The organism is Brevundimonas sp. LM2, assembly GCF_002002865.1.
Lineage (GTDB): Bacteria > Pseudomonadota > Alphaproteobacteria > Caulobacterales > Caulobacteraceae > Brevundimonas.
The window spans coordinates 1,329,191-1,351,585 of the sequence record NZ_CP019508.1 but is presented as its reverse complement, the minus strand read 5'-3'; the positions used below and the strand labels follow the sequence as shown (position 1 = coordinate 1,351,585).

General features: G+C 68.7%; 23 protein-coding genes and 1 pseudogene. 15 read left to right on the top strand and 9 right to left on the bottom strand.

All coding sequences use genetic code 11. The features are described from left to right. Positions 1 to 12: 12 nt before the first annotated feature. Entirely contained in the window at positions 13 to 879 is an 867-nt protein-coding gene (locus BZG35_RS06570; RefSeq protein WP_077354929.1) for an MBL fold metallo-hydrolase, read from the bottom strand. A 70-nt stretch (positions 880 to 949) separates the two neighbouring features. On the opposite strand from BZG35_RS06570, the gene BZG35_RS06565 reads away from it, so the two are divergent. Genes BZG35_RS06565 through BZG35_RS06555 form a run of 3 tightly spaced genes read left to right on the top strand, consistent with a single transcriptional unit; the run spans position 950 to position 2,606 of the window. Next, on the top strand, positions 950 to 1,282 hold the full coding sequence (locus tag BZG35_RS06565) for a helix-turn-helix transcriptional regulator (RefSeq protein ID WP_077354928.1): 333 nt from the start codon (positions 950 to 952) through the stop codon (positions 1,280 to 1,282). Between the two features lie 3 nt (positions 1,283 to 1,285). Beyond that, positions 1,286 to 1,822 carry a rhodanese family protein gene (locus BZG35_RS06560; RefSeq protein ID WP_077354927.1) on the top strand — a complete coding sequence of 179 codons (537 nt, stop codon included), beginning with the start codon at positions 1,286 to 1,288 and terminating at the stop codon, positions 1,820 to 1,822. 4 nt (positions 1,823 to 1,826) lie between these two features. Beyond that, positions 1,827 to 2,606, top strand: coding sequence for a sulfite exporter TauE/SafE family protein (locus BZG35_RS06555; RefSeq protein ID WP_077354926.1), 780 nt, complete (start codon positions 1,827 to 1,829; stop codon positions 2,604 to 2,606). Here BZG35_RS06555 and recN read toward each other — a convergent pair. From recN to BZG35_RS06535, 4 genes are all read right to left on the bottom strand, one after another. After that, a complete protein-coding gene (gene recN / locus BZG35_RS06550; protein WP_077354925.1) occupies positions 2,603 to 4,303 on the bottom strand; it encodes a DNA repair protein RecN in 1,701 nt (566 codons plus the stop codon). The two genes, BZG35_RS06555 and recN, sit on opposite strands and share 4 nt — an antisense overlap. Positions 4,304 to 4,373: 70 nt before the next feature. Beyond that, positions 4,374 to 4,682 carry a BrnA antitoxin family protein gene (locus BZG35_RS06545; protein WP_253189291.1) on the bottom strand — a complete coding sequence of 103 codons (309 nt, stop codon included), beginning with the start codon at positions 4,680 to 4,682 and terminating at the stop codon, positions 4,374 to 4,376. Continuing rightward, positions 4,633 to 4,917 (bottom strand): BrnT family toxin, encoded by a 285-nt coding sequence (locus BZG35_RS06540; RefSeq protein WP_077354923.1) that lies wholly within the window; start codon positions 4,915 to 4,917, stop codon positions 4,633 to 4,635. The genes BZG35_RS06545 and BZG35_RS06540 overlap by 50 nt, the downstream gene beginning before the upstream one ends. 38 nt (positions 4,918 to 4,955) lie before the next feature. Continuing rightward, positions 4,956 to 5,828, bottom strand: coding sequence for an outer membrane protein assembly factor BamD (locus BZG35_RS06535; protein WP_077354922.1), 873 nt, complete (start codon positions 5,826 to 5,828; stop codon positions 4,956 to 4,958). Between the two features lie 189 nt (positions 5,829 to 6,017). On the opposite strand from BZG35_RS06535, the gene BZG35_RS06530 reads away from it, so the two are divergent. From BZG35_RS06530 to ychF, 12 genes and pseudogenes are all read left to right on the top strand, one after another. Further along, positions 6,018 to 6,950 carry a ribose-phosphate pyrophosphokinase gene (locus BZG35_RS06530; protein ID WP_077354921.1) on the top strand — a complete coding sequence of 311 codons (933 nt, stop codon included), beginning with the start codon at positions 6,018 to 6,020 and terminating at the stop codon, positions 6,948 to 6,950. Between the two features lie 73 nt (positions 6,951 to 7,023). Then, positions 7,024 to 8,223, top strand: coding sequence for a hypothetical protein (locus BZG35_RS06525; RefSeq protein WP_077354920.1), 1,200 nt, complete (start codon positions 7,024 to 7,026; stop codon positions 8,221 to 8,223). 103 nt (positions 8,224 to 8,326) lie between these two features. Beyond that, positions 8,327 to 9,397 carry a hypothetical protein gene (locus BZG35_RS06520; protein WP_077354919.1) on the top strand — a complete coding sequence of 357 codons (1,071 nt, stop codon included), beginning with the start codon at positions 8,327 to 8,329 and terminating at the stop codon, positions 9,395 to 9,397. A gap of 177 nt (positions 9,398 to 9,574) precedes the next feature. After that, positions 9,575 to 10,210: pseudogene (locus BZG35_RS06515) on the top strand (50S ribosomal protein L25/general stress protein Ctc); the annotation flags it as partial. Between the two features lie 163 nt (positions 10,211 to 10,373). Continuing rightward, on the top strand, positions 10,374 to 10,580 hold the full coding sequence (locus BZG35_RS06510; protein ID WP_077354917.1) for a hypothetical protein: 207 nt from the start codon (positions 10,374 to 10,376) through the stop codon (positions 10,578 to 10,580). Next, positions 10,577 to 10,900: a type II toxin-antitoxin system PemK/MazF family toxin gene (locus BZG35_RS06505; RefSeq protein WP_171981896.1), complete on the top strand. Its 324-nt coding sequence runs from the start codon at positions 10,577 to 10,579 to the stop codon at positions 10,898 to 10,900. The genes BZG35_RS06510 and BZG35_RS06505 overlap by 4 nt, the downstream gene beginning before the upstream one ends. A gap of 6 nt (positions 10,901 to 10,906) precedes the next feature. After that, entirely contained in the window at positions 10,907 to 11,521 is a 615-nt protein-coding gene (pth, locus tag BZG35_RS06500) for an aminoacyl-tRNA hydrolase (protein WP_077354915.1), read from the top strand. A 41-nt stretch (positions 11,522 to 11,562) separates the two neighbouring features. Then, positions 11,563 to 11,955 (top strand): DUF2946 family protein, encoded by a 393-nt coding sequence (locus BZG35_RS17595; RefSeq protein WP_150125958.1) that lies wholly within the window; start codon positions 11,563 to 11,565, stop codon positions 11,953 to 11,955. A 73-nt stretch (positions 11,956 to 12,028) separates the two neighbouring features. Next, positions 12,029 to 14,092, top strand: a complete 2,064-nt coding sequence (locus BZG35_RS06490; RefSeq protein ID WP_077354913.1) for a TonB-dependent receptor domain-containing protein — start codon at positions 12,029 to 12,031, stop codon at positions 14,090 to 14,092. Continuing rightward, complete coding sequence (locus tag BZG35_RS06485; protein WP_077354912.1) at positions 14,092 to 15,450, top strand: PepSY domain-containing protein; 1,359 nt, start codon at positions 14,092 to 14,094, stop codon at positions 15,448 to 15,450. Before BZG35_RS06490 ends, BZG35_RS06485 begins: the two co-directional genes overlap by 1 nt. Beyond that, on the top strand, positions 15,447 to 15,926 hold the full coding sequence (locus BZG35_RS06480) for a copper chaperone PCu(A)C (protein WP_077354911.1): 480 nt from the start codon (positions 15,447 to 15,449) through the stop codon (positions 15,924 to 15,926). The genes BZG35_RS06485 and BZG35_RS06480 overlap by 4 nt, the downstream gene beginning before the upstream one ends. A gap of 67 nt (positions 15,927 to 15,993) precedes the next feature. Then, complete coding sequence (ychF, locus tag BZG35_RS06475) at positions 15,994 to 17,088, top strand: redox-regulated ATPase YchF (protein ID WP_077354910.1); 1,095 nt, start codon at positions 15,994 to 15,996, stop codon at positions 17,086 to 17,088. A 246-nt stretch (positions 17,089 to 17,334) separates the two neighbouring features. On the opposite strand, the gene BZG35_RS06470 is transcribed toward ychF, so the two are convergent. The 4 genes from BZG35_RS06470 to BZG35_RS06455 form a co-directional block, all read right to left on the bottom strand. Further along, on the bottom strand, positions 17,335 to 17,829 hold the full coding sequence (locus BZG35_RS06470; RefSeq protein WP_077354909.1) for a hypothetical protein: 495 nt from the start codon (positions 17,827 to 17,829) through the stop codon (positions 17,335 to 17,337). 45 nt (positions 17,830 to 17,874) lie between these two features. Next, entirely contained in the window at positions 17,875 to 19,506 is a 1,632-nt protein-coding gene (locus BZG35_RS06465; RefSeq protein ID WP_253189290.1) for a M28 family peptidase, read from the bottom strand. A gap of 72 nt (positions 19,507 to 19,578) precedes the next feature. Further along, a complete protein-coding gene (locus BZG35_RS06460) occupies positions 19,579 to 20,556 on the bottom strand; it encodes a bifunctional 2-polyprenyl-6-hydroxyphenol methylase/3-demethylubiquinol 3-O-methyltransferase UbiG (RefSeq protein ID WP_216351891.1) in 978 nt (325 codons plus the stop codon). Between the two features lie 171 nt (positions 20,557 to 20,727). Continuing rightward, positions 20,728 to 22,368: a M28 family metallopeptidase gene (locus BZG35_RS06455; RefSeq protein ID WP_077354908.1), complete on the bottom strand. Its 1,641-nt coding sequence runs from the start codon at positions 22,366 to 22,368 to the stop codon at positions 20,728 to 20,730. Between the last annotated feature and the right edge of the window lie 27 nt (positions 22,369 to 22,395).

Here is a 22,395-nt window from a genome sequence, read left to right as displayed (position 1 = left end):
GCGCCCTGACCCCTACAGCGTATTCAGCGGCAGTTTGAGATAGCGGCGACCGTCGGCTTCGGGCGGCGGCAGGGCTCCGGCGCGGATGTTGACCTGCAGGGACGGCAGGATCAGTTGGGGCGCGCCGAGCGTCGCATCGCGGGTCTCGCGCATCGCCGCGAAGGCGTCCTCCGACACCCCGCCGCCAAGATGGATATTGCCGTCGCGCTGCGCCGCCACCGTCGTCTCGAACCGGTAGTCCGACCGGCCAGCCGGCAGATAGTCGTGGCCGACGAACAGGCGGGTGCCGGGATCCAGGGCCAGCAGCCGCTGGATCGAGCGGTAAAGCGTCCGCGCATCGCCGCCGGGGAAGTCGGTCCGGGCCGTGCCGTAGTCCGGCATGAACAGGGTGTCGCCGGTGAAGACCGCATCGCCTATGCGATAACTGACGCAGGCGGGGGTGTGGCCGGGGGTGTGCATCACCTCGACCGTCAGGGCGCCCAGGGCGAAGACGTCGCCGTCGGCATAGAGGTGGTCGAAGACGACCCCGTCGGGGGTAACGTCCCCGGCGTCGAACAGGGGCGCGAAGGTCGCCTGGACCTGGGTGATGTGGGCCCCGATGCCGATGCCCACCCCCTCCGCCGCGCGCAGGTGATCGGCGGCGGTCAGGTGGTCGGCGTGGGCGTGGGTCTCCAGGATCAGGGCCAGGGTCAGGTCGGCCTCGCGCAACGCCGCCATCACCGCCTCGACCGAGCGGGTCGAGGTGCGGGCCGCGGCGGGATCATAGTCCAGGACTGGATCGATGATCGCGGCCAGCCCCGTCTCGGGGTCGCTGACCAGATAGGTGACTGTATGGGTCGCGGGGTCGAAGAACCCCCGGACGTCGGGACGGTGAGCCATGATGCGCTCCTTTCAGAGCTCCTATATATTAGGTATTGCTTATTTAGCAAGTTTGAATATATTGCCCGGTATGATCGATGTTCAAACCCTCGGACTGGACCGTTTCGAAGCCAGCGCCGGCGAGGCCGCCGCGCTGCTGCGCGCGCTGGCCAATGAAAAGCGGCTGATGATCCTGTGCCAGCTCGGCGATCGGGAGATGTCGGTCGGCCAGATGCTGCCCCTGGTGGGGCTGTCGCAGTCGGCCCTGTCCCAGCATCTCGCCAAGCTGCGGGACGAGGCGCTGGTCGACACCCGGCGCGAGGGCACGACCATCTTCTATCGCATCACCGAACCGGCGGTCCTGAAGGTGATCGCCGTCCTGGCCGAGATCTACTGCCCCCCTCTCCCCCCGGAAAAGGCCTGACCCATGACGACCCTAACCCCGCTGAAGCCCGCCGACGTCGCGGCGCGCCTGAAGGCCCACACCGCCGTCCTGATCGACATCCGCGAATCGGACGAGTTCGCCCGCGAGCATGTGGCGGAGGCGATCCATGCCCCCCTGTCCGCCTTCGACCAGGTGCCGCTCAAGCTGCCGGACGGCCGCGACGTGATCTACACCTGCCGCACCGGCAACCGCACGGGCGTCAACTGCGCCCGTCTGTCGGCGCGGGTGCCGGGAGAAGCCTTCGTGCTGGAGGGCGGCCTGGACGCCTGGAAGGCTGAAGGGCTGGCGACTCGGGCCGACAAGACCAGGCCCATCGAGCTGATGCGCCAGGTGCAGATGACGGCCGGCGGTCTGGTCCTGCTCGGCGCGGCCCTAGGGCTGATGATCCATCCCGCCTTCTGGGGGCTGTCGGCCTTCGTCGGGGCGGGCCTGTTCGTGGCCGGGGCGACGGGATTTTGCGGCATGGCCCGGCTTCTAGCCGTCATGCCCTGGAACCGCGCGGCCCTGAAGGCCGGGTGATCCCGTGACCACCGCCCTGCTGCCGCTGATCCTGGCCACGCTAAGTGGGGGCGTGGTCGCTCTGCTGCTGACCCTGTTCGGCGGCGGCGGTTCTGTCCTGGCCGTGCCGCTGCTGCTGTATGTGGTGGGGGTCGCCGATCCGCATGTCGCGATTGGGGTCTCGGCGGCCGGTGTGGCCCTGAACGCCCTGACGGCTCTGTCCGGCCATGCGCGGGCCGGGCGCGTGCGCTGGCCCTGCGCCCTCGTCTTCGCGGTCACGGGCGCGGCCGGGGCCTGGGTGGGATCTTCGCTGGCCAAGATGATCGACGGCCATCAGCTGCTGCTGATCTTCGCCGTCGCAATGGCAGCTGTGGGGTTGTCCATGCTGCGCCCCAAGGCCGTGATCGAGCGGCCGGAGCCGACCCTGAGCTGGGCCATGTCGCCCCGGATCGGTCTGGCCGGGGCCGGCGTCGGATCGGCGGCCGGCTTCTTCGGCATCGGCGGCGGGTTCCTGATCGTCCCGGGGCTGATGGTCTCGACCGGCATGACACTGGCGACCGCCCAAGCCACCTCCCTGCTCAGCGTGGCGGCCTTCGGCGCGGCGACCGCCAGCAACTATGCGCTGTCGGGCTGGGTCGACCCTACCCTGGTCGCGGCCATGGCCGTCGGCGGAGTCGGTGGGACGCTGGCGGGTCTGCCGCTGGCGAAACGGCTCGGAGCCAATGCCCCGCTGGGTAACCGGCTGTTCGCCGGCCTGATCCTGGTCGTCGCCGTCTATGTGGCCGTGCGGGCTATCGGCGGCTAGCCGATCAGCGCCCGCGCCGCCGCCCGGGCCTCGTCGGTGATCGTGGCCCCGGCCAGCATGCGGGCGATCTCCTCGCGGCGGGCGTCGGCGTCCAGGGCATCGACCGTCGTGGTGGTCACCCCGGCGGCATCGGCCTTGCGAACCTTCCAGTGGGCATGGCCGCGCGCGGCGACCTGGGGGCTGTGGGTGACGACCAGGACCTGGGCCCCGGTGGAGAGGCGTTTCAGCCGCTGGCCCACGGCCTCGGCCACGGCCCCGCCGACGCCCTGATCGACCTCGTCGAAGATCATCACCGGCTGGCGCTGGTCCGCGCGGCCGGCCAGGGCCGCCTTCATGGCCAGGGCGAAGCGGGCCAGTTCGCCGCCCGAGGCGATGGCGTCCAGCGGCCCGAACGGCGTGCCCGCATTGGTGGCGATCTCGAACCGGGCGGTCTCGACGCCCAGCGGCCCCCGGCGCCCCTCGGCCACAGGCTCCAGCGCCACGCGGAACCGCGCGCGGTCCAGTTTCAGCGGCCCAAGTTCCTCCATCACCGCCTTCGACAACCGTTCGGCGGCGGCCTCGCGGCCCGAGCTAAGCAGCGACGCCGCGACGTCGTAGTGCTCGCGCGCCACGGCGGCCTCGCGACCGGCGGCCGTCATGGCCTCGGCCCCGTCCTCGATCAGGCGCAGCTGTTCGCGCAGCGAGATGCGCAGCGTCGGCAGGGCGTGGACCGTGGTGTTCAGCTTGCGGGCCGCGGCGCGCAGGGCGAACAGCCGCTCCTCGGCCTTGTCCAGGCGACCGGGCTCGAAATCGAAGGCATTGGCGGCGGCGTCGACCTCGGCGATGGCCTCGGCCGCCTCGACCATGGTGCGGTCGATGGCCTCGGCGGCGGCGGTCAGGCGGGTCAGCACCGGATGGTCGGCCTCGACCCCGGCCTGGGTGGCCCGCTGGCGGGCATGTTCGACGGCCCGCAGCGCGGCCGACAGTTTCTGGCTCAGCTTGTCGCCGCCCAGGTTGATCCGGGCGTCGGCCAGATCGGCGACGGCCTTTTCCGCCGCCCCCAGCACGGCCCGTTCGCCGGCCAGCTCGGTTTCCTCGTCCTCGCGCGGATCCAGGGCGTCGAGGTCGGCCAGGTTCAGGGTGATCTCTTCAGCCCGTGTCGCCGCATCGGCCGCGGCCGCACGCAGGGCCTCCAGCTTCGCCTCGGCCGCCTTCAGCCGCTCCGACGCCGCCGCCACCCCGGTCAGTTGCGGGGCCAGACCGCCGTAGGCGTCCAGCAGGCCGCGATGGGTCTTCCAGTCCAGCAGGCCGACCGTCTCGTGCTGGCCGTGGACCTCGACCAGCCGCGCCCCGATCTCGCGCAGCGCGGCGACCCCGGCAGGCTGGTCGTTGACATAGGCCCGGCTGCGTCCGTCGGCGGAGACGACGCGACGCAGGATCAGGTCCTCGCCCGGCGTCACGTCGAACCCCTTTTCCTCGATCAGGGCGATCAGGTCGGCGTCGTCCGGAGCGGTGAAGACGGCCGTGGCCACGGCCTGCTTGGCCCCGGCCCGCACCAGCCCCGCCTCCCCCCGTCCGCCCAGGGCCAGACCCAGAGCGTCGAGAATGATCGACTTGCCCGCCCCGGTCTCGCCGGTCAGCACGGTCAGGCCGTCGGCGACCTCCAGATCGAGGACGTCGACCAGCACCACGTCGCGGATCGACAGACTGGTCAGCATGCCGAGGCCGGCATGAGGGAATGGCGAATCGTCATCGCGAACAGTCTAGACTAGAACAGGGAGGGAACGGTCAGTCTGTGAATCCCGCATGCTTGCGCAGGGCCGCATTTATCCGCGACTGCCAGCCGGGCCCGCCCGCCTTGTAGAAGTCGATCACCTCGGCATCGAGGCGAAGGGTGGTCTGGACCTTCGGCGACGGCTTGCGGGGTCGACCCGGTGAACGTGGGGATTGGGCGAGAATGTATTCCGGAAGGACTTCATGCCCCAGCCTGGCCCGCGCTATCATGTCGTTGGTCAATTCAGGCGCGTCATCTTCGTCGAGCACGAAATCAAGCGGCGCTTCCGCCACTCCGCCGGCTTTCGAATAGTCGTCGCTCACGGTCATTGGCCTTCCTCAAGCTGATTGGCCGGGTCGCGCCATCGCGAAGGGTGAACACCAGGACGTGCACGCGGCCGTCGAGCTGCTGATAAGCAATCCATCTTGGCTCGCCATAATCCCTTCGGACATCCGCAACCACGACCGCGTCATCCAAACCGATCCGGGCCGCCGCCTCGAGCGACACGCCATGTTTGGCAATGTTCGCCGCGTCCTTCTCCGGGTCGAACGCGATCATTTATGTAGCTACAAAAACGATCAAGTTCAAGCCTGACCTCAGCCCGGAACGATCCGCTGCAGCCAGCTTTCGCGCGGCGCGGCCGGCGCCGTGCCCGGGCTCTGGCCCTGCTCGGTCAGCAGCGCATAGGCTTCCGAATACCACGGGCTGCCGGGATAGTTGTAGCCGAGCACCGACCCGTTGCGCTCCGCCTCGTCCTTCAGACCCAGGCTCAGATACACCTCGACCAGGCGATACAGGGCCTCGGGCGTGTGCGAGGTGCGCTGGAAGGCCTCGTTGTCGATCACGGCCTTGTAGCGGCCGATGGCCGCCAGCGGCTGGCTGGCGCGCTGGTAGTAGCGACCGATGGACATCTCCTTGCCCGCCAGCTGGTCGTTGACCATGTCGATCTTGACCGTCGCATCGGTGGCATAGGACGAGTTCGGATAGCGGCGCGCGACGTCCCGCAGCCCCTCGAGGGCCTGCTGCGCCTGACCCTGGTCGCGGCCCACGTCGACGATCTGTTCGAAATGACAGGTCGCCCGCATGTAGAAGGCATAGGCGGCCGACGGGCTGCCGGGGAACAGGGCGATGAACCGGTCCGAAGCCGCGATCGATTCCGCATAGTCCCCGCCCTGATAGTGGGCATAGATCTGCATCAAAATCGCCCGACGCGACCATTCCGAATACGGATGCTGGCGTTCGACCTCCTGGAAATAGTCGACGGCGTCGGACCAGCGGCCCGATTGCAGCCGCGTATAGCCGGTGTTGTACAGCAGCTCGACCGGCCGCTCCTCATAGGCCAGGCGCGGTCGATTGGCTCCGCCATTACAGGCGGACATGGTCAGGGTGACGGCGGCGGCCATCAGGACCAGGCCGCCCCGACGAAGGACGGACGAAGACCGGGAGAAAGTCGGCAAGACAAACCTCATCACACGACGCCCGAACGGCCGATCTGGCCAGTCGGAATCCAAGACCGCGTTCCCTATCACCCCCCGGCGAACCGCGCCATGCACCGAGATCGGCACGTCACGGCTTGCTACGGCCCCATGCGCTGCTAAAGAGCGCGCGATACGGAACAGACGTCATTGGCGGTTCGATGACGGCGAAAGGATGACCGGATGAAGCTGCTCGCTGGCAACTCGAACCGGACCCTGTCCCAGGCCATCGCCGACCACCTCGACATGCCCCTGACCAAGGCCCAGGTGAAGCGGTTCGCCGACAACGAGGTGTTCGCGGTCATCGAGGAAAACGTGCGCGGCGAGGACGTCTTCGTCATCCAGTCGACCAGCTATCCCGCCAACGACAATCTGATGGAGCTGCTGATCTGCATCGACGCCCTGGTGCGCGCGTCGGCCAAGCGGATCACGGCGGTCATGCCCTATTTCGGCTATGCGCGGCAGGATCGGAAAACGGGCGGCCGCACGCCCATCTCGGCCAAGCTGGTGGCCAATATGATCACCCGCGCCGGGGCCGACCGGGTCCTGACCATGGACCTGCACGCCGGCCAGATTCAGGGCTTCTTCGACATTCCGACCGACAATCTGGTGGCCACGCCGGTGCTGGCCCTGGATGTGAAGGACCACTACCAACGCGGCAATCTGATGATCGTCTCGCCGGATGTCGGCGGCGTGGTGCGCGCCCGGTCCCTGGCCGAGCGGCTGAATGTCGATCTGGCCATCGTCGACAAGCGCCGCCCCCGCGCGGGCGAGAGCGAGGTCATGAACATCATCGGCGACGTCGCCGGCCGCGAATGCATCCTGTTCGACGACATCGTCGATTCGGGCGGCACCCTGGTGAATGCGGCCAAGGCCCTGATCGAGGCGGGCGCGACGTCGGTCTCGGCCTATATCAGCCACGGCGTCCTCTCCGGACCCGCCGTGCAACGCGTGACGGACGGGCCGCTGAAGGAGCTGGTGATCACCGATTCCATCGAGCAGCCGCACGAGGTGTCGAGCTGTTCCAAGATCCGGACCGTTCCGATCGCGCCGCTGATCGGCGAGGCTATCCGTCGGATTGCGAACGAGGAATCGGTTTCCAAACTTTTCGACTGATTGGCACGCTCGCCTCAAATCCGCCGGGGGCCTGCTATTGAGTCGCGACCGGGAAAGCTGCGGAGGATCTTGCATGCGTCTGTTTTCGAGCCGGGGGGCATCGACCCTGGCGGCCCTTGCCGCGGCGAGCGTCCTGGCCGGTTGTGCGTCGAACAAGGCGGCCGAGGAGGCGGAGGCCGCCCGCATCGCTCAGGAGACGGCCGCCCAGGCCATCCTGACCAAGCCGGTCTCGTTGAACGACAGCGTCATCCAGTCCGCCGCCATCTATCTGGGGTTCACTCGGGACATGGCGACGCTGCGCGGGGGGTTCGAGAGCCCCGAGGCCATCCTGGCCGCCATGCAGCGCGGCGCGACCTACCAGCCCGACCAGATCTCGCGCGGGCTGGTCGCCTATGCCTCCGTCCTGGCCCTGCAGTCGCCCGAGTTCGTGGCGGGCGTGCGCCAGTTCGCCCTTGATCGTGCGACGCGGGATCAGGCCGTCGCGCGCATCGTCGCGGACCCGACCTATGCCTCGACCCTGCCGGGGGCCGACGCCGCCGCCGGATTGATCATGGGCGTGCTGGATGCCGACATCGCCGCCCTGCGCACGGCCGCGGACTCGATCGAGAACGACGCCTACGCCATCCAGGCCGACGGCCGCCAGGGCTGGGCCCGCCAGCCGGTGCCGGACCGCGAGGCGCGGATCCAGTCCGTGAAGGATCTGTCCGGCCGCACCATGCTGGCCAATGCCGCCGACGCCGCCCGTCTGGCGAGCGCCGCCGCCTCTGGATCCGGGCTCGAGGTTTCGGCCCCCCGGCTGCGCCAGCCGCCCTATCCGCCGGCCGTGTCCAGCGCTCTCGCCCTCGCGGCATTGGCGGCGCTGGATGCCGCGGGCGAGAACGCCATCGCCAACACCGACGCGCTGCAATACGATCGCGCCAGCCAGGACTGTTTCGCCAGTTCGAAGCTCAATCTGTACCAGTGCCTCGCGGCCTCGCGCCCCAGCTATGAGGTCGAGTTCTGCCTGGGCCGCCACGTGGTCCGGGACCTGTCGACCTGCGCGCGGGGCACGGCCCTGCCCGCGGGCGTCATCACGGTCGACGCGCCGATGCAAAGCCGGGTCGCGGCCCCGTCGGCCGCCCCGACGCCGTCGCTCGCGCCGCCGCCTCCCTCTGTCCCTCGCCCGACCATCACACCGCAGTCGCTGCCGGCTCCCGCCGCGCCGCCCCCGGCGTCCCCGGGCACGGCCGCCAGCCCGACCCAGCGCCTGAACGCCGCGCCCCCCGCGCCTTAAATTCGCACTCGCCTCTCAGGATTAACGATCGGACAACCGGGCGCGACGCGATATAGACACAGGCGCGCAACCAGCGCCGTGTATCGTACCCGGGGGACCGTTCATGCGTCTGGCATTTTCGCAGCGCGCTGCGGCGATCATCATGGCCGCGGCGGCCGCCGTCCTGGTCGGGTGCAGCACGCCGGAGCCCGCGGCCGTCGTCGTGGCGCCCCCGCCGCCACCGCCCGTCAGTCTGAACGAAGGCGTCGCCCAGGCCGCCTCGATCTATGTGGCCTTCATCCGCGACGTCGGCACCATCCAGGCGGGCTTTCCCGACGCCGCGTCCATTCAGACCGCCATGCACAAGGGCGCGGCCTACGATCCCGCCACCCTGTCGCGCGGCATGATCGCCTACGGCTCGATCCTGGCGCTGCAGTCGCCGGAGTTCGTCGCCGGGGTCCGCACCTTCGCCGTCGATCCCACGATCCGGGCCGAGGTCGTCGCCAGCATCATCCGCGACCCCGCCTATGCCGCCACCCTGCCGGGGGCCGATGTCGCGGCCGGTCTGATCATCGCCACCCTGGGCCAGGATATCGCCGCCCTGACGACCATCGCCGATGCGGTGGAGGCGGACGCCTATACCATCCAGGAACGCAGCGATCCGCGCCGCCGCTGGGCGACCGTGCCGATCGTCGACCGGGCCGTTCGGCTGGAGACGGCCAAGACCATTTCGGCCGGCCAGATGCTGCCCTCGCCCGACGAATCCGCCCGACTGTTCGCGGCCGCCAACAGCGGCACGGGGCTGAACCTGGCCCCGGCGACGACGGCCCCGCCCTATACGCCGGCCGTCGTCCATTCCCTGGCCATCGCCGCACTGGCCGCCCTGGGTGCCGCCGGCGAGGACGCGCGCGCCAACACCGAGGCCCTGTCGATCGAGACCAATGCCCAGTTCTGTCTGGATATGTCGAAGCTGAACCTGTTCCAGTGTCTGGCCGCCTCGCGCCCCAGCTATGAGGACATGTTCTGCGTCGGTCGCCACATCGTCCGCGACCTGGCGACCTGCACGGCCCAGGCGACGGTGCCCGTGGTCACCCCGGTGGCAGAGCCCCTCACCGCCTCTGTGGCTCCGGTCGAAGGCGTGGCCCTGGACGCCGCGACCGCCTCGATCGCGGCCACCCAAACGGGCACGCGCTAGAGCCCGATCGCCCCTCCTCGGCGCAGACTATCCGCCGGAGGTCGGCTTTCGTTCGCGGACGCGGTTGCGCAAGGGGACGCTTGCGTGTAATGACCCGCGCTCTTGAATTCGAGGGTCCAGGACCCCGCCGCGCGGCCGTTAGTCTGCGCAGGCGTTTTTGTTATTGAGGCGAGCCAGATGGCCGAGATCATTCTGAACGTGGACGTTCGCGAGAACACCGGCACCGGCGGCGCGCGCGCGGCCCGTCGCTCGGGCGCTGTTCCGGGCATCCTGTACGGCGGCGGCAAGGCCCCCGTCGCCATCTCGGTCAACGAGAAGGATTTCCGCAAGAACCTCTACACCGGCAAGCTGCTGGGCCACCTGGTCACGCTGAAGTACGGCGACGAGAGCCAGCCGGTCATCGCCAAGGACGTTCAGTTCGACCCGGTGTCGGACCGTCCGCTGCATTTCGACCTGATGCGCGTCGAAGAGAACCAGACCATCAAGATCGAAGTGCCGATCCACTTCATCAACGAAGACCAGTGCAAGGCCTTCCGTCAGGGCGGCACGCTGGAGATCGTCCGTCACTCGGTCGAGATCATGGTCCGCGCCGACCACATCCCCGAGGACCTGGTCGTCGATCTGGCCGGCCACAAGCTGGGCGACACCATCCGCTGGTCGGACGTCAAGGTGCCGTCGGACGTGGAAGCCACCATCACCGACCGTGACTTCGTGATCGGCGCCATCAAGGTCTCGTCGGCCGCCATCGCCGCCGACCAGATCGAGGAAGCCATCGCCGAAGAGACCGCCGTGGCCGAAGCCGCTGCCATCGAGGCCGGCGACGTTCCCGCCACGGAACAGGGCGACGAAGACGCCGCCGCCGAGGGCGACAAGACCGAAGCCTGATCCACGGATCACCGCCGAACATTGGCCCGCCCGGCTCCGGCCCGGCGGGCTTTTGTTTGCTGGCGGGCCTCGCATCGGATAATCTGGGTCTATGGATGGCAATGCACACGCGGGCGGCAGTCTCCCTGGAAGCGGCTTCAAGGAAGTGCGCAGAAGGGTGATCGACCTGGACGCCCCGGGAGTCCGCGAGGAAATCGCGGCGGCTGTCGATCGTATCAACGCTTCCGAAGAGGAAGCATTCATCATGGCCGAGATGGAGCTGAATACCATTGAGGTATGGAACATGATCCCGGAATGAACCGCGGCCAACTTCTGATCGCTGTGTTATCCGGCGACTTCGGCAAGCCAAGACCCGCAGTCCTGGTTCAAAGCAGTGCTCTCTTCGACGCCGAGAGCCTGCTCATCTGCCCGATGACATCGGAAGTCGAAACGGCGTCGCGCTTCCGGCCCTTGATCCATCCAACAGCCCTCAACGGTCTTCAAGAACCTTCCGTGATCATGACCGAAAAGGTCACCGCCGTGCCGCGTCGCCGATGCCGAGAGCGGATCGGAGAGTTGACGCCTGAGCAGATCGAAGATCTCGACACTGCCCTGATGTTCGTCTTGGGCCTCGATTGACTGACCATGATCATCATCGCCGGCCTGGGCAATCCCGGCCCCAAATACCAGCACAACCGCCACAACATCGGCTTCATGGCCGCTGACGAGATCGCGCGCCGCTGGCGGTTCGGACCCGAGCGCGCCAAGTTCCAGTCGGTCATCCGCGAGGGCGAGGTCGAGGGCACCAGGGTGCTGCTGATGAAGCCCCAGACCTTCATGAACAACTCGGGCAACGCGGTCGGCGAGGCCGCGCGCTTCTACAAGATCGCGCCCGGCGACGTCATCGTCTTCCATGACGAGATCGACCTGGCCCCCGGCCGGTTCCGGATGAAGAAGGGCGGCGGGGCGGCGGGCCAGAACGGCATCCGCAGCCTGATCAGCCAGCTGGGTCCGGACTTCCGCCGCGCCCGCATGGGGGTCGGCCATCCGGGCGAGGCCCATCTGGTCATGCCGCACGTGCTGGGCGACTTCCACAAGGCCGAGCAGCCGTGGCTGGAGGCCCTGCTGAACGCCTGTGCCGACGCCCTGCCCTTCGCCGTCGCCGGAGACGACGAACGCTATCAGGGCGAGGTCCTGCGCCTGGCCCCCGCCCCCAAGTTCAGCCCGCGTCAGGCCGCCCAGGCTGCGAAGGGCGAATAGCCGCGCTTCCCATCGCGCGCGCGTTCCGCTAACGCCCCGTCGTGACCCGTTCTCAGGCCGAATCCTGGTCGATCGCGCGCTCGCTGGCCTTCCTGGCCGCGACGTTCGCCATCGTGTTCGGAAGCCTGCTGCCGTTCGCGGCCTATGCGGCCTCGACGCCCGGCCATCCGATGGTCGTCTGCTCGGCCGAGGGCCCCAAGACCATCTCCATCGGGGTGGACGGTCAGCAGGACCCCACCAAGGGCATGTCCGGGGTCAAATGCGCGGCCTGCGTCATGGCCATGGCCGTGGACCTGCCCCAGCCCCCCGTCCTCCAGACCGTCCGCACGGCCACCACCTATCCGGCCTCGCGCTTCGTCACCCGCGATCCGGCCGCACCGCCCCCGGCCCGCGCCCCGCCGCGACCGCCCTCGACCGCCCCGCCCCAAGCCTGAACGCACGCCCTCAGCCCGCCCGCCGCACGTCGCGCGCGGGCGCTTTCTCGCGTCTTTCAGGACATTTTCATTCATGCGACTTCTCGCATCGGCGGCTTCGGCCGCCCTGCTGTGCCTGCTGGCCAGTCCGACCCTCGCCCAGTCTCCTCAGGACGGCCCCGCCATCGACTTGGGCGAGGTCATCGTCACCGGGGCCCTCAATCCCGAAGATCCGCCCGTCGTCGCCGAGGCGCGCCGTCGGCTGGCGCGCACACCGGGTGCCGTCGCCGTCGTCTCGTCCGAAAGCCTGGAAAGCCGCTATGCGCCGAACCTGGCCGACGTCCTCCGCGACGTGCCGGGCGTCTATGCCCAGAAGAAATGGGGCGGGGATGTCCGCATCTCCATCCGCGGCTCGGGCATCGGCAACGCCAACCACCTGCGCGGCCTGTTCGTCTCCCAGGACGGCATCCCCTTCAACGAGGCGGACGGGTTCGGCGACGTGCAGATGGTCGATCCCCTGCTCGCCCGCTTCACGGAGGTCTATAAGGGCGGCAACGCCCTGCGCTTCGGCGGCTCCCTGCTGGGCGGGGCCGTCAACCTGGTCACGCCGAACGGCCGCACCTCGGGCGAGACCGCCAGCGTCCGTGCCGACATCGGCTCCTGGCGCACCGGCCGGCTCCATGCCGAGGTCGGTGGCTTCCATGGCGACTGGGACGGCTTCATCGGCGTCACCGGGGCGACGGCCGAGGGCTGGCGCCGGCACTCGGACGGCCAGCAGCAATACGTCACGGCCAACATCGGTCGCACCTTCGGCCAGGACCGCGAGGCCCGGCTGATCGTCCAGGGGGCCTATGTCCATCAGCAGATCCCCGGATCGCTGACCCTGGACCAGGCGCTGAACACCCCGGTCACGGCCGCCGCCGCCAATGTCGCCAACGACTACCAGCGCGACTACGCCTCGGTCCGCACCACCCTGTCGACCCGCTGGCGGCTGTCGCCCGACCTGCTGTTCGAGGGCTCGGTCTATGGCACCTGGAAGGACCTGCACCACCCGATCTTCCAGGTCATCGACCAGCAGAGCCGCAACTACGGGGCCTTCGGCCGGCTGGACTGGGAGGGTCGGCTGTTCGGCCTGCGCGCCGATGCCTTCGGCGGGGCCTGGGTCCGGGTGGGCGATCTGGATGCCCAGCAGTTCGTCAACGTCCGCGGCTCCAGCGGCAATCGCACGGCAAAGGCGCGCCAGAACGCCGAGGCGCTGGACGTCTTCGCCGAGGGCCGACTGTTCGTCACCGACAGCGTCGCCGTCGTCGCCGGCGGCACCTGGGGTCGGGCCGGGCGCGACTACCAGACCTTCGCCCTGCCCGGCGTCACCTCGACCTTCAACCTGACCGCCGGCAAGACCTATGAGTGGTTCGCGCCCCGGATCGGACTGCTGTGGGAGGGCCCGTCGGGGGCCCAGGCCTATGCCAACGTGACCCGCTCGATCGAGCCGCCCAACTTCGGCTCCCTGTCGCCCACGGTCGACGGATTCGCCGCCATCGAGGCGCAGGAGGCCTGGACCGGGGAGGCCGGACTACGCGGCCGCACCGCGCGCTTCTCATGGGACGTGGCGGTCTATCGCGCCGAGCTCGAGAACGAGCTGCTGAACTTCATCGTCAACCCGGCGCTCGGCATCCCGGCGGCGACGTTTAACGCCGGTCCGACGGTGCACCAAGGGATCGAGGCGGGGCTGGACTGGCGGTTCGCGCCCGGTTGGCGACTGCGCCAGACCTATACCTTCTCGGACTTCTTCTTCGAGAACGACCCGGCCTATGGCGACAACGCCCTGCCCCTGGTCCCGCCGCACCTCTACCGGATCGAACTGCGCTACGACCACCCCGCCGGCTGGTTCATCGCCCCGGCGGTGGAGACGACGCCCTCGGACACCTGGGTCGATTACGCCAACACCTTGAAGGCCCCGGGCTACACCGCGCTCAACCTCGGCCTGGGCTGGACGATCGACGAGACGACCAATCTGTTCGTCGACGCCCGCAACCTGCTCGACGAGCGCTACGTCTCCAACTTCGGTGCCGTGACCGACGCCCGTGTCGCCTCGACCGCCGTCTTCTGGCCGGGCGAGGGCGTCGCGGTCTTCATGGGCGTCAGGATGGCCTACTGATGACGACGATCGACACCACGGGGGCGGCTCCGGCCGCTCCCGGCCTCCTGTCGGGGGCCTATCGCACGGTCTGGCGCTGGCATTTCTACGCCGGCCTGCTGGTGCTGCCGATCCTGATGGTGATGGCCCTGACCGGAGGCCTCTATCTGTTCAAGGGCGAGATCGACGACGCCGTCTATCGCCCCATGGCCCAGGTCACCCCGGCCGTCCGTCCGCTGGCGCCGGATCGTCTGCGCGCGGCGGCGGAGACGGCGACCGGCGGCACGGCGACCCAGATGCTGGTGCCGGCCCGCTCCGACCGCGCGGTCCGCTTCGCCGTCACCATGCCCGACCAGAGCAAGCGGACCGTCTTCGTCGATCCGTCCGATGCCCGGGTCACCGGCGTCACCCCCTTTGGCGGGGTGATGGAGACCGTCAAGCGGCTGCACAGCCTGGCTTTGATCGGCCCCTGGGCCAATGCGCTGGTCGAGATCGTGGCCGGCTGGACCATCATCCTGGTCGCCACCGGCACCTTCCTGTGGTGGCCACGCGGGCGGAAGGTCGGGGTCGTCGCCGTGACCTCCAACGACACCGGCCGCCGCCCCTTCTGGCGCGACCTGCATGCGGTGACGGGCCTGTACGCCGGGGGGATCATCCTGTTCCTCGCGGTCACCGGCATGCCCTGGTCGGTGGTCTGGGGTCATCAGGTCGGCGACTGGATCAAGTCCAGCGGCCTGGGCCGCCCCACCCCGCCCCCGGCGGCCAGCCCCTGGGCGCACGCCGCCCATGTCGACGCCCCCGCCGGCGTCGGCTGGACGATGGAGGGCATGGTCATGCCGACGCCCCCCGCCCTCGCCCCCGCCAGCCTCGCGACCGTCGTGGCCACCGTCGAACAACAGGCCATGCCCAGGCCCTGGCTGGTCTCCATCCCCGCCGACCCCGGTCTGGCCGTCACCGTGGCGCGGCAGGTGACCCGGGTCGAGGACACCCGCACCCTCTATGTCGACGGAGCCACCGGCGCGGTGCGGGCCGACATCGGCTATCGCGACTTCGGCGCGGGGGCCCGGGCCACCGAATGGGGGATCGCCGTCCACCAGGGCACGCAATATGGGCAGATCAATCGCTACGTCATGCTGAGCGGCTGCCTCGCCATCTGGCTGCTGGGCGTCAGCGCCCTCGTCATGTGGTGGAAGCGTCGCCCCAAAGGCCGCCTCGCCGCCCCCGTCGCCCCGCCCGGACCGCGCGCCAAGGTCGCGGTCCTGGCTATCGTCCTGCCGCTCGCCATCCTGTATCCCCTGACCGGGCTCAGCCTGGTCGTCGCCGTCGTTCTGGACCGCCTCGTCCGGGTACTCAGCCTTCCGAAGGAGCCTACCACATGAAATCCCAGACCCTGATCGCCCTCCTGCCGCTCGTCGTCCTGACGGCCTGCGGAAACGCCGACACCGAGCCGACGCCGGTCAACAGCGGCACGCCCGTCGCGGCCGCCGATGCCGTGTGTCGCCCGACGGCGAACGGCCGCAAGGTGACGGCCTGCTACCTGACCCTGACCGCATCCACGGATGACACCCTGCTGTCCGCCTCGAGCCCGGCCTCGGCCCGCGCCGGCCTGCATGAGAGCAGGATGGAGAGCAATATGATGATGATGCACCCGATCGAGGGCGGTCTGCCGATGCGCGCGGGCGTTCCCGTCGCCTTCGTTCCCGGCGGAAACCATATCATGCTGAACGACGTGGCGTCGCCGCTGGTCGATGGCGACAGTGTTGCGCTGACGCTGACCTTCGACAAGGCCCCGGATCTGACCGTCACCGCCCGGGTCGGCCAACCGGTCGTGGCGGACGCGGGCTCCGCCGGCTGATCGGCGAGCCTGACAAACGGTCGCGAACCGTCTAAAGGCTCGCGCCTCACACCGCCTCAGGAATACCATGGCTCTGAAAGTCGCGATCGTCGGCCTGCCCAACGTCGGCAAGTCCACCCTGTTCAACGCCCTGACCAAGACGGCGGCGGCCCAGGCGGCCAACTATCCGTTCTGCACCATCGAGCCGAACACCGGCGACGTGGCCGTGCCCGAGCCCCGGCTGGAGGCCCTGGCCGAGATCGCCGGCTCGAAGGAGATCATCCCCTCGCGCATCACCTTCGTCGACATCGCCGGCCTGGTGCGCGGCGCGTCGAAGGGCGAGGGTCTGGGCAACCAGTTCCTGGCCAATATCCGCGACTGCGACGCGGTGGCCTTCGTCGCCCGGTGCTTCGTCGACGACGACATCACCCATGTCGAGAACCGCATCGACCCGATCAGCGACCTCGACATCATCGAGACCGAGCTGATGCTGGCCGACCTCGAAAGCCTCGAGAAACGGGTCGTCAACGTCGAGAAGAAGGCCAAGGGCGGCGACAAGGAGGCCCAGCAGACCCTGCGTCTGATCAACGACGCCCTGGTGCCGCTCCGCGCCGGCAAGCCCGTCCGCGTCGTCAAGGTCGACAAGGAGGACGAGAAGCCCTGGCACATGCTGCAGCTTCTGACCTCCCTGCCCGCCCTCTACGTCTCCAATGTCGACGAGGCCTCGGCCGACAAGGGCAATGAGCTGTCCGACCTGGTCGCCAGGCGCGCCGCCGAGGACAACGCCAATGCCGTCGTCATCTCGGCCAAGATCGATTCCGAACTGGCCGTGCTGGACGCCGCCGAACAGGCCGAGTTCCTGGAAAGCCTGGGCCTGGCCGAGCCGGGCCTGAACCGCCTGATCCGCGAGGCCTATACCCTGCTGGGCCTGCAGTCCTATTTCACCGTCGGCCCCAAGGAGGCGCGCGCCTGGACCATCCCGGTCGGGGCCACCGCGCCCCAGGCGGCGGGCGTCATCCACACCGATTTCGAGAAGGGCTTCATCCGCGCAGAGACCATCGCCTTCGACGACTATGTCGCCCTGAAGGGCGAGGCCAAGGCCCGCGAGGCCGGCAAGCTGCGCGCCGAGGGCAAGGCCTATGTCGTGAAGGACGGCGACGTGATGAACTTCCTGTTCAGCTAGGGCCGGGACAGCGGAGGGAGCGTCTCCTCCCCGTCGCCGCTTGGCGATGGGGAGGGGGACCGCGAAGCGGTGGAGGGGTTCTTAAGGGAGCACCGTATCTGAGGTGAAGAACCCCTCCGTCACGGCGCAAGCGCGCCGTGCCACCTCCCCATCGCTTCGCGACGGGGAGGAGACCCTGCGACGGTCCGCCATCGGGTCGGAACCAGACAACGGCAGTAGCGCGGTAAGCGGACCCGCGCGCGCGCCCTAGCCGATCGGCAGTGTCGCCGGGGCCGTCGCCGTGTCGCCCAGTGTCGTGCACTGGTGCAGCACCGTGGCCGGGCCGGCGCGGTCCAGCCACCGCATCGTCAGGGTGTCGGTCGACACGGACATCTTGACCCGCTCGCGCCGGGTGGCCCCTTCGGCGGCGCAGTCCAGGGTTGCGACATAGCCGTCGGTAACCTCTTCCACGGCCGCGATGGCACAGCTGTTCTCATAGCCTTCGAAGCGTAGCGGGGTGATCTCGATCGGGCGGCGCTCGCCCTGCGGCGCGGCGCACCAGGACACGTCCGACGCCCATCGGCCGACGAAACTGACCGGGCCCCGCCCGGGCAGGGTCAGGGTGCCCGGGGTCCCTTGAGGCACCGCATCGTCGATCGGAATGCCCTGCGCCGGCTCTGTCGGTGGATTGACGGTGCGGGCCTGGTCGCAGGCGGACAGAGCGGCCAGGGCGAGGCCGGAGACGAGCAGGAGACGGATCATCCGCCCTGAACGCTCCGGCCACGGCCGAGGTTCACATGCGCTGGACTACTGGCGCGCGGCGTCGCTCTGGGCGCGGATGGCCCCGAACTCCGAGGTGGGCTTCCAGGTCGGCCATTCCTCGCTGTTGGCCAGCTGCAGACCCAGTTTGTAGAGCAGGGTCAGGTTCTCGACCGCCGAGCGCAGATCCCAGTCGGCCGACCATTCGTCCGACGGCTGATGATAGTCGGCGCCGAACTTGGCGGTCCAGGCGGCCTGACCGGCCTCGATGCCACCTTCGTCCCAGTCGACGCCGTGCCAGGTCATCAGCGCCGGCACGCCCATGCGCACGAAGGGGAAGTGGTCTGACCGGGTGTAGAAGCCCTGCTCCGGCTGGCGATCGTCCGTGACGACCCGGCCTTCCTCGGCGGCCAGCACCGCCAGATTGTCCTCCAGCGTGTTCTGACCCTTGCCGAAGATGGCGACGTCGCGGGTCGGGCCGGACAGGGGCAGCATATCGATGTTGATGTCGGCGACCGTCGTCTCCAGCGGATAGACCGGATCAGCCGCATAGCCGTAGGAGCCCAGCAGACCCATCTCCTCGGCCGCCATATGGGCGAAGACGATCGAACGGTCGGGCCGGGGCGCGGCGGCCATCTGGCGCGCCATTTCCAGCACGCCGATCGTGCCCGAGGCATTGTCCCAGGCCCCGTTGAAGATGTTGTCATCGGTGGTCGAGACGGGGCCGACGTGATTCTCGCCCACGCCGACGTGGTCCCAGTGCGCCGAATAGATGATCGTCTCGTCCGGATGGGACGTGCCGGGAATGCGCGCCAGCAGGTTGTGGGTGACCAGGGTGTCGATGGTCTCCTCGGCGGCGACCGACAGGGTCAGGCCGAGGTCGATCGCCTTGAACGTCCCCGAACCGGTCGCGGCCATGGTGGCGGGGGTGACCCCGGCGGCCATCGCCCACGGCATCGCCGCCGCATGGCCCAGGCTGCCCGTGAACTCCAGGTCCGCCGCGCCCGGCGTCAGCGTGCGCTGGCGCAGGCCCGCGCTCATCGTCCGCTCCAGCATCGCCGGGTCGGTGATCAGGGTGATGACGCCCACGGCCCCGCGGCGGAAGGCCTCGTCGGCCTTGTACCAGCCGTTTGAATAGGCGGTCGGATAGGCGCCGTCGAACCGCGCCGTCACGGCCTCCTCGATGGGCTCGCCCGCCAGGACGACCACGACCTTGCCCTTGACGTCGATGTCGCCCCAGTCGTCCCAGCCGCGCTCCGGCGCATTGATCCCGTAGCCGGCGAACACCAGGGGGGCGTTGCGGATGTCGGCCTTGCCGTCGTTGGTCGCAGCGCGCACCAGGATGTCGGTGCCGACCGTCATCGGATGCACCGTGCCGTCGGGTCCCGTCCAGCTGACCTTGGCCGCGCCCTCGACCGGGGTGTAGCGCTGCAGCGTGACCGGCTGCAGCCACTGGCCGTCCGGACCGCCGGGCTCCAGCCCGATCGCCTCATACTGCTGCTGCAGCCAGGCCAGCGTCATGCGCTCGCCCTCAGTCCCCGGATAACGGCCCATGAAGTCGTCCGAGGAAATGTGGCGGATATCCTGCGAAATCCGTTCGGCCGAGAAGTCCTGGGCGGAGGCCAGGCCCGCCGAAAGCATCACGGCCGCAGCGGCCACGCCGCCGAGCAATCCACGCATGATCATGACTTCTCTCCGATTTTTGAGCTGCACTCTAGAAGCGGACAGGCCGGCGTGCGCCTTACGATTTTGTCATGATGCGACGGTGGGGGCGTCGAGCGCAGGCCTCATGCCCTTTCGCACGATGAGCCCGATCGAAGTCGTCGCATAGCCCGCGATCGAGACCTTGAGGTGTGGATCATCGCGATAGGGCGGCAGGTCGAGGTATTGATCAAGGGGCTGATCCCCGGACGACCAGTCGATCTTCAGCACGGTGTGGCCTTGACGTTGCAGCCGTTCCGTCAAGGCCTCGATGTCCCGTCGCCGGAACAGGACCGTGCCCTCATGATCGACCGTGGCATCGTTGGACGAGACGTTGAACTCGGTCGTGTGGACCGCCCAGCCGCCGGGGACCAGGCAGTCGAGCGACCGTTCGATAAAGGCCAAGCCCTTTTCGATCGACCCCAGGTGCTCGAGCGCGCAGGCGGACCAGCAGAAATCGTAGCCGACGAGATCGGCCGCCACGGCGTTCATGTCACAGGGCCGATACTCCACGTTGCGGTCGAACACATCATCAGGGCAGACGTCGGGATAGCGCAAACCGTCCTTGCCGCCTGCGTGCTGGCGCGTGGCCTCCCAGCCCGCCTCGACCCGGCCATCACTGGCCAGATCTGTCGCGGTCACCGCAACACCCATCGAGGCGAACAGGGCCGTCAGCCGCTCTCGACCCACTCCGAACCCCAAGCCGCGACGCCCGGGTGAGCAAAGGCCCCTCTCCCAGAGCGCCTGCGCGATGAAGACGAATTCCCAAAGCTTGCGGTGATACCGCAGGCCCTCGTTCAAACGCATCGCCCAATATGAGAAATAGGGCTGTTCGAAGCTCTGCTGCCGGCACAGGGCGCCCTCGGCGAACACCCCGACTCCCGGCCCGCCGCTCGCTAGAAGGGGCGGCTGAGCCAGCCAGAGCGCAGTGTCAGGGCGGTTGGCCTGGTCGAGAACCAGACGGTGCGCCTTTTGAATCTCCGTAATCTCCCGGACCGCACGCTCCAAGGCGGAAACGCGATCAGGCATATGGCGCAACTGGGCGACGAGCCGGACGCATTTGCGGAAGACACTTGCCGGCAAGCTCAAAGGGGGCGCTCGACGATCACGCGACCCACCTTAGCCAGCCCTCACCACAACCATAAGACATCAACCTTCACCGCAGGAGTCAGGGCGGGGTTCGATTGCGGGCGATGGTCCCTATTGTCGCTCGGCACTGGTCTGGGCTCGCACGGTGGCGAACTCCGATCCGGCTTTCCACTGAGGCCAGTCGCGGCTGTTCACCAGCGACCGCCCCAGGGCCAGATAGAGATCCAGGTCTTGGATCTGCCCCGCATAGTCCCAGTCCGCCGACCATTCATCGTCGGCCTGATGGTAGCGGTTGGCCCCATAGGCGTCGCGCTCCGCCGTCCGCTCGGCGATCGGCTCGTCGATGAAATCGCCGGCCGAGTCGACATAGGCCATGGGCACGCCGCGCTTGGCGAGCGGAAAATGGTCCGACCGGAAATAGCTTCCCGAGGCCGGGTTGGCGTCGGGCTGGATCACCCGACCCTGCGCCTCCACCAAGGGCAGCAGACGGTCGTCCAGATCCGACTGGCCATAGCCGATAACCCCCATGCCCTTCACCCGTCCGTAGACATTGGCCGAGTCCATGTTGATGCCGCCGACCGTCGTCGCCAGCGGATAGATCGGATTGGCGGCATAGTATTCCGAGCCCAGCAGGCCGCTCTCCTCGGCGGTGAAGCTGATGAAGACCACGGACCGCTCCGGGGCCGGGCCGCTGCCCAGCACGCGCGCCAGTTCCAGCAGGCCGGCCGTGCCCGAGGCATTGTCCACCGCGCCGTTGAAGATGGCGTCGCCATTGGCGTCGGGCGTCCCGACCCCGATGTGATCCCAGTGGCCGGTGTACAGGAAGGTCTCGTCGGGCCGCGTCGAACCCGGCAGGCGGGCGATGACGTTGTGGGTCTCGATCGTTTCGGCGGCGACGTCGAAACCGACGTCCAGCGCCGCCCCGGTCAGGGCCACGGGCTGAAACTCACGGCTGCGCGCCGAGCGTTTCAGCGCCTCGAAGTCTAGGCCTGCGCGCTGGAAGAGATCGACCGCCAGATCGCGCTGGATCCAGGCCTCCAACGGCACGCGCTCGTCGGCGTCGGCGCGCACGATGTCGAAATTGGCCCCGGACCAGCTGTTGCGCACCGTGGTCCAGCCATAGGAGGCCGGCTCGGTCTCGTGCACGATGATGACGCCCGCCGCCCCCTGACGCGCCGCCTCCTCATATTTGTAGGTCCAGCGGCCGTAGTAGGTCATGGCCTTGCCGCCGAAGGTGTCCAGCGCGGGCTCTTCGAAATCGGCGTCATTGACCAGGACGACCAGGATCTTGCCGGTCATGTCCTGGCCCTTGAAATCGTCCCAGTCGCGCTCCGGCGCATGGATGCCGTAGCCGACGAACACCAGGGGCGCGTCCGCCAGGGCGACGCGATCCTGGCCCGGCCGCCGGGTCGAGACGACGATCTGCTCGCCCTGGGTCAGGGCCTGGCTCCAGTCGCCGACCGTGACCGAGGCCTGGACGTTCGAGGCCGTGAACCGGTTCAGCGCCACCGCCTGGGTCCAGCTGCCGGCCTCGCCCCCGGGCTGCAGCCCGGCCGCCGCATACTGCTCGCTGAGGTAGGCGATCACCTTGTCCTCGGCCGGCGTCGCGATCCCCCGCCCCTCGAAATCATCGGCCGACAGGACACGGATATGCTCGGACAGGCGGGCGGCGTCGAACGGCGAGGTCTGGGCGAAGGCGGTGGGCGAAACAGCCAGGGCCGCAAGGGCGACGACGATCGGGGACAGACGCATGAACGAACCTTTGCGCGAGAGACGACC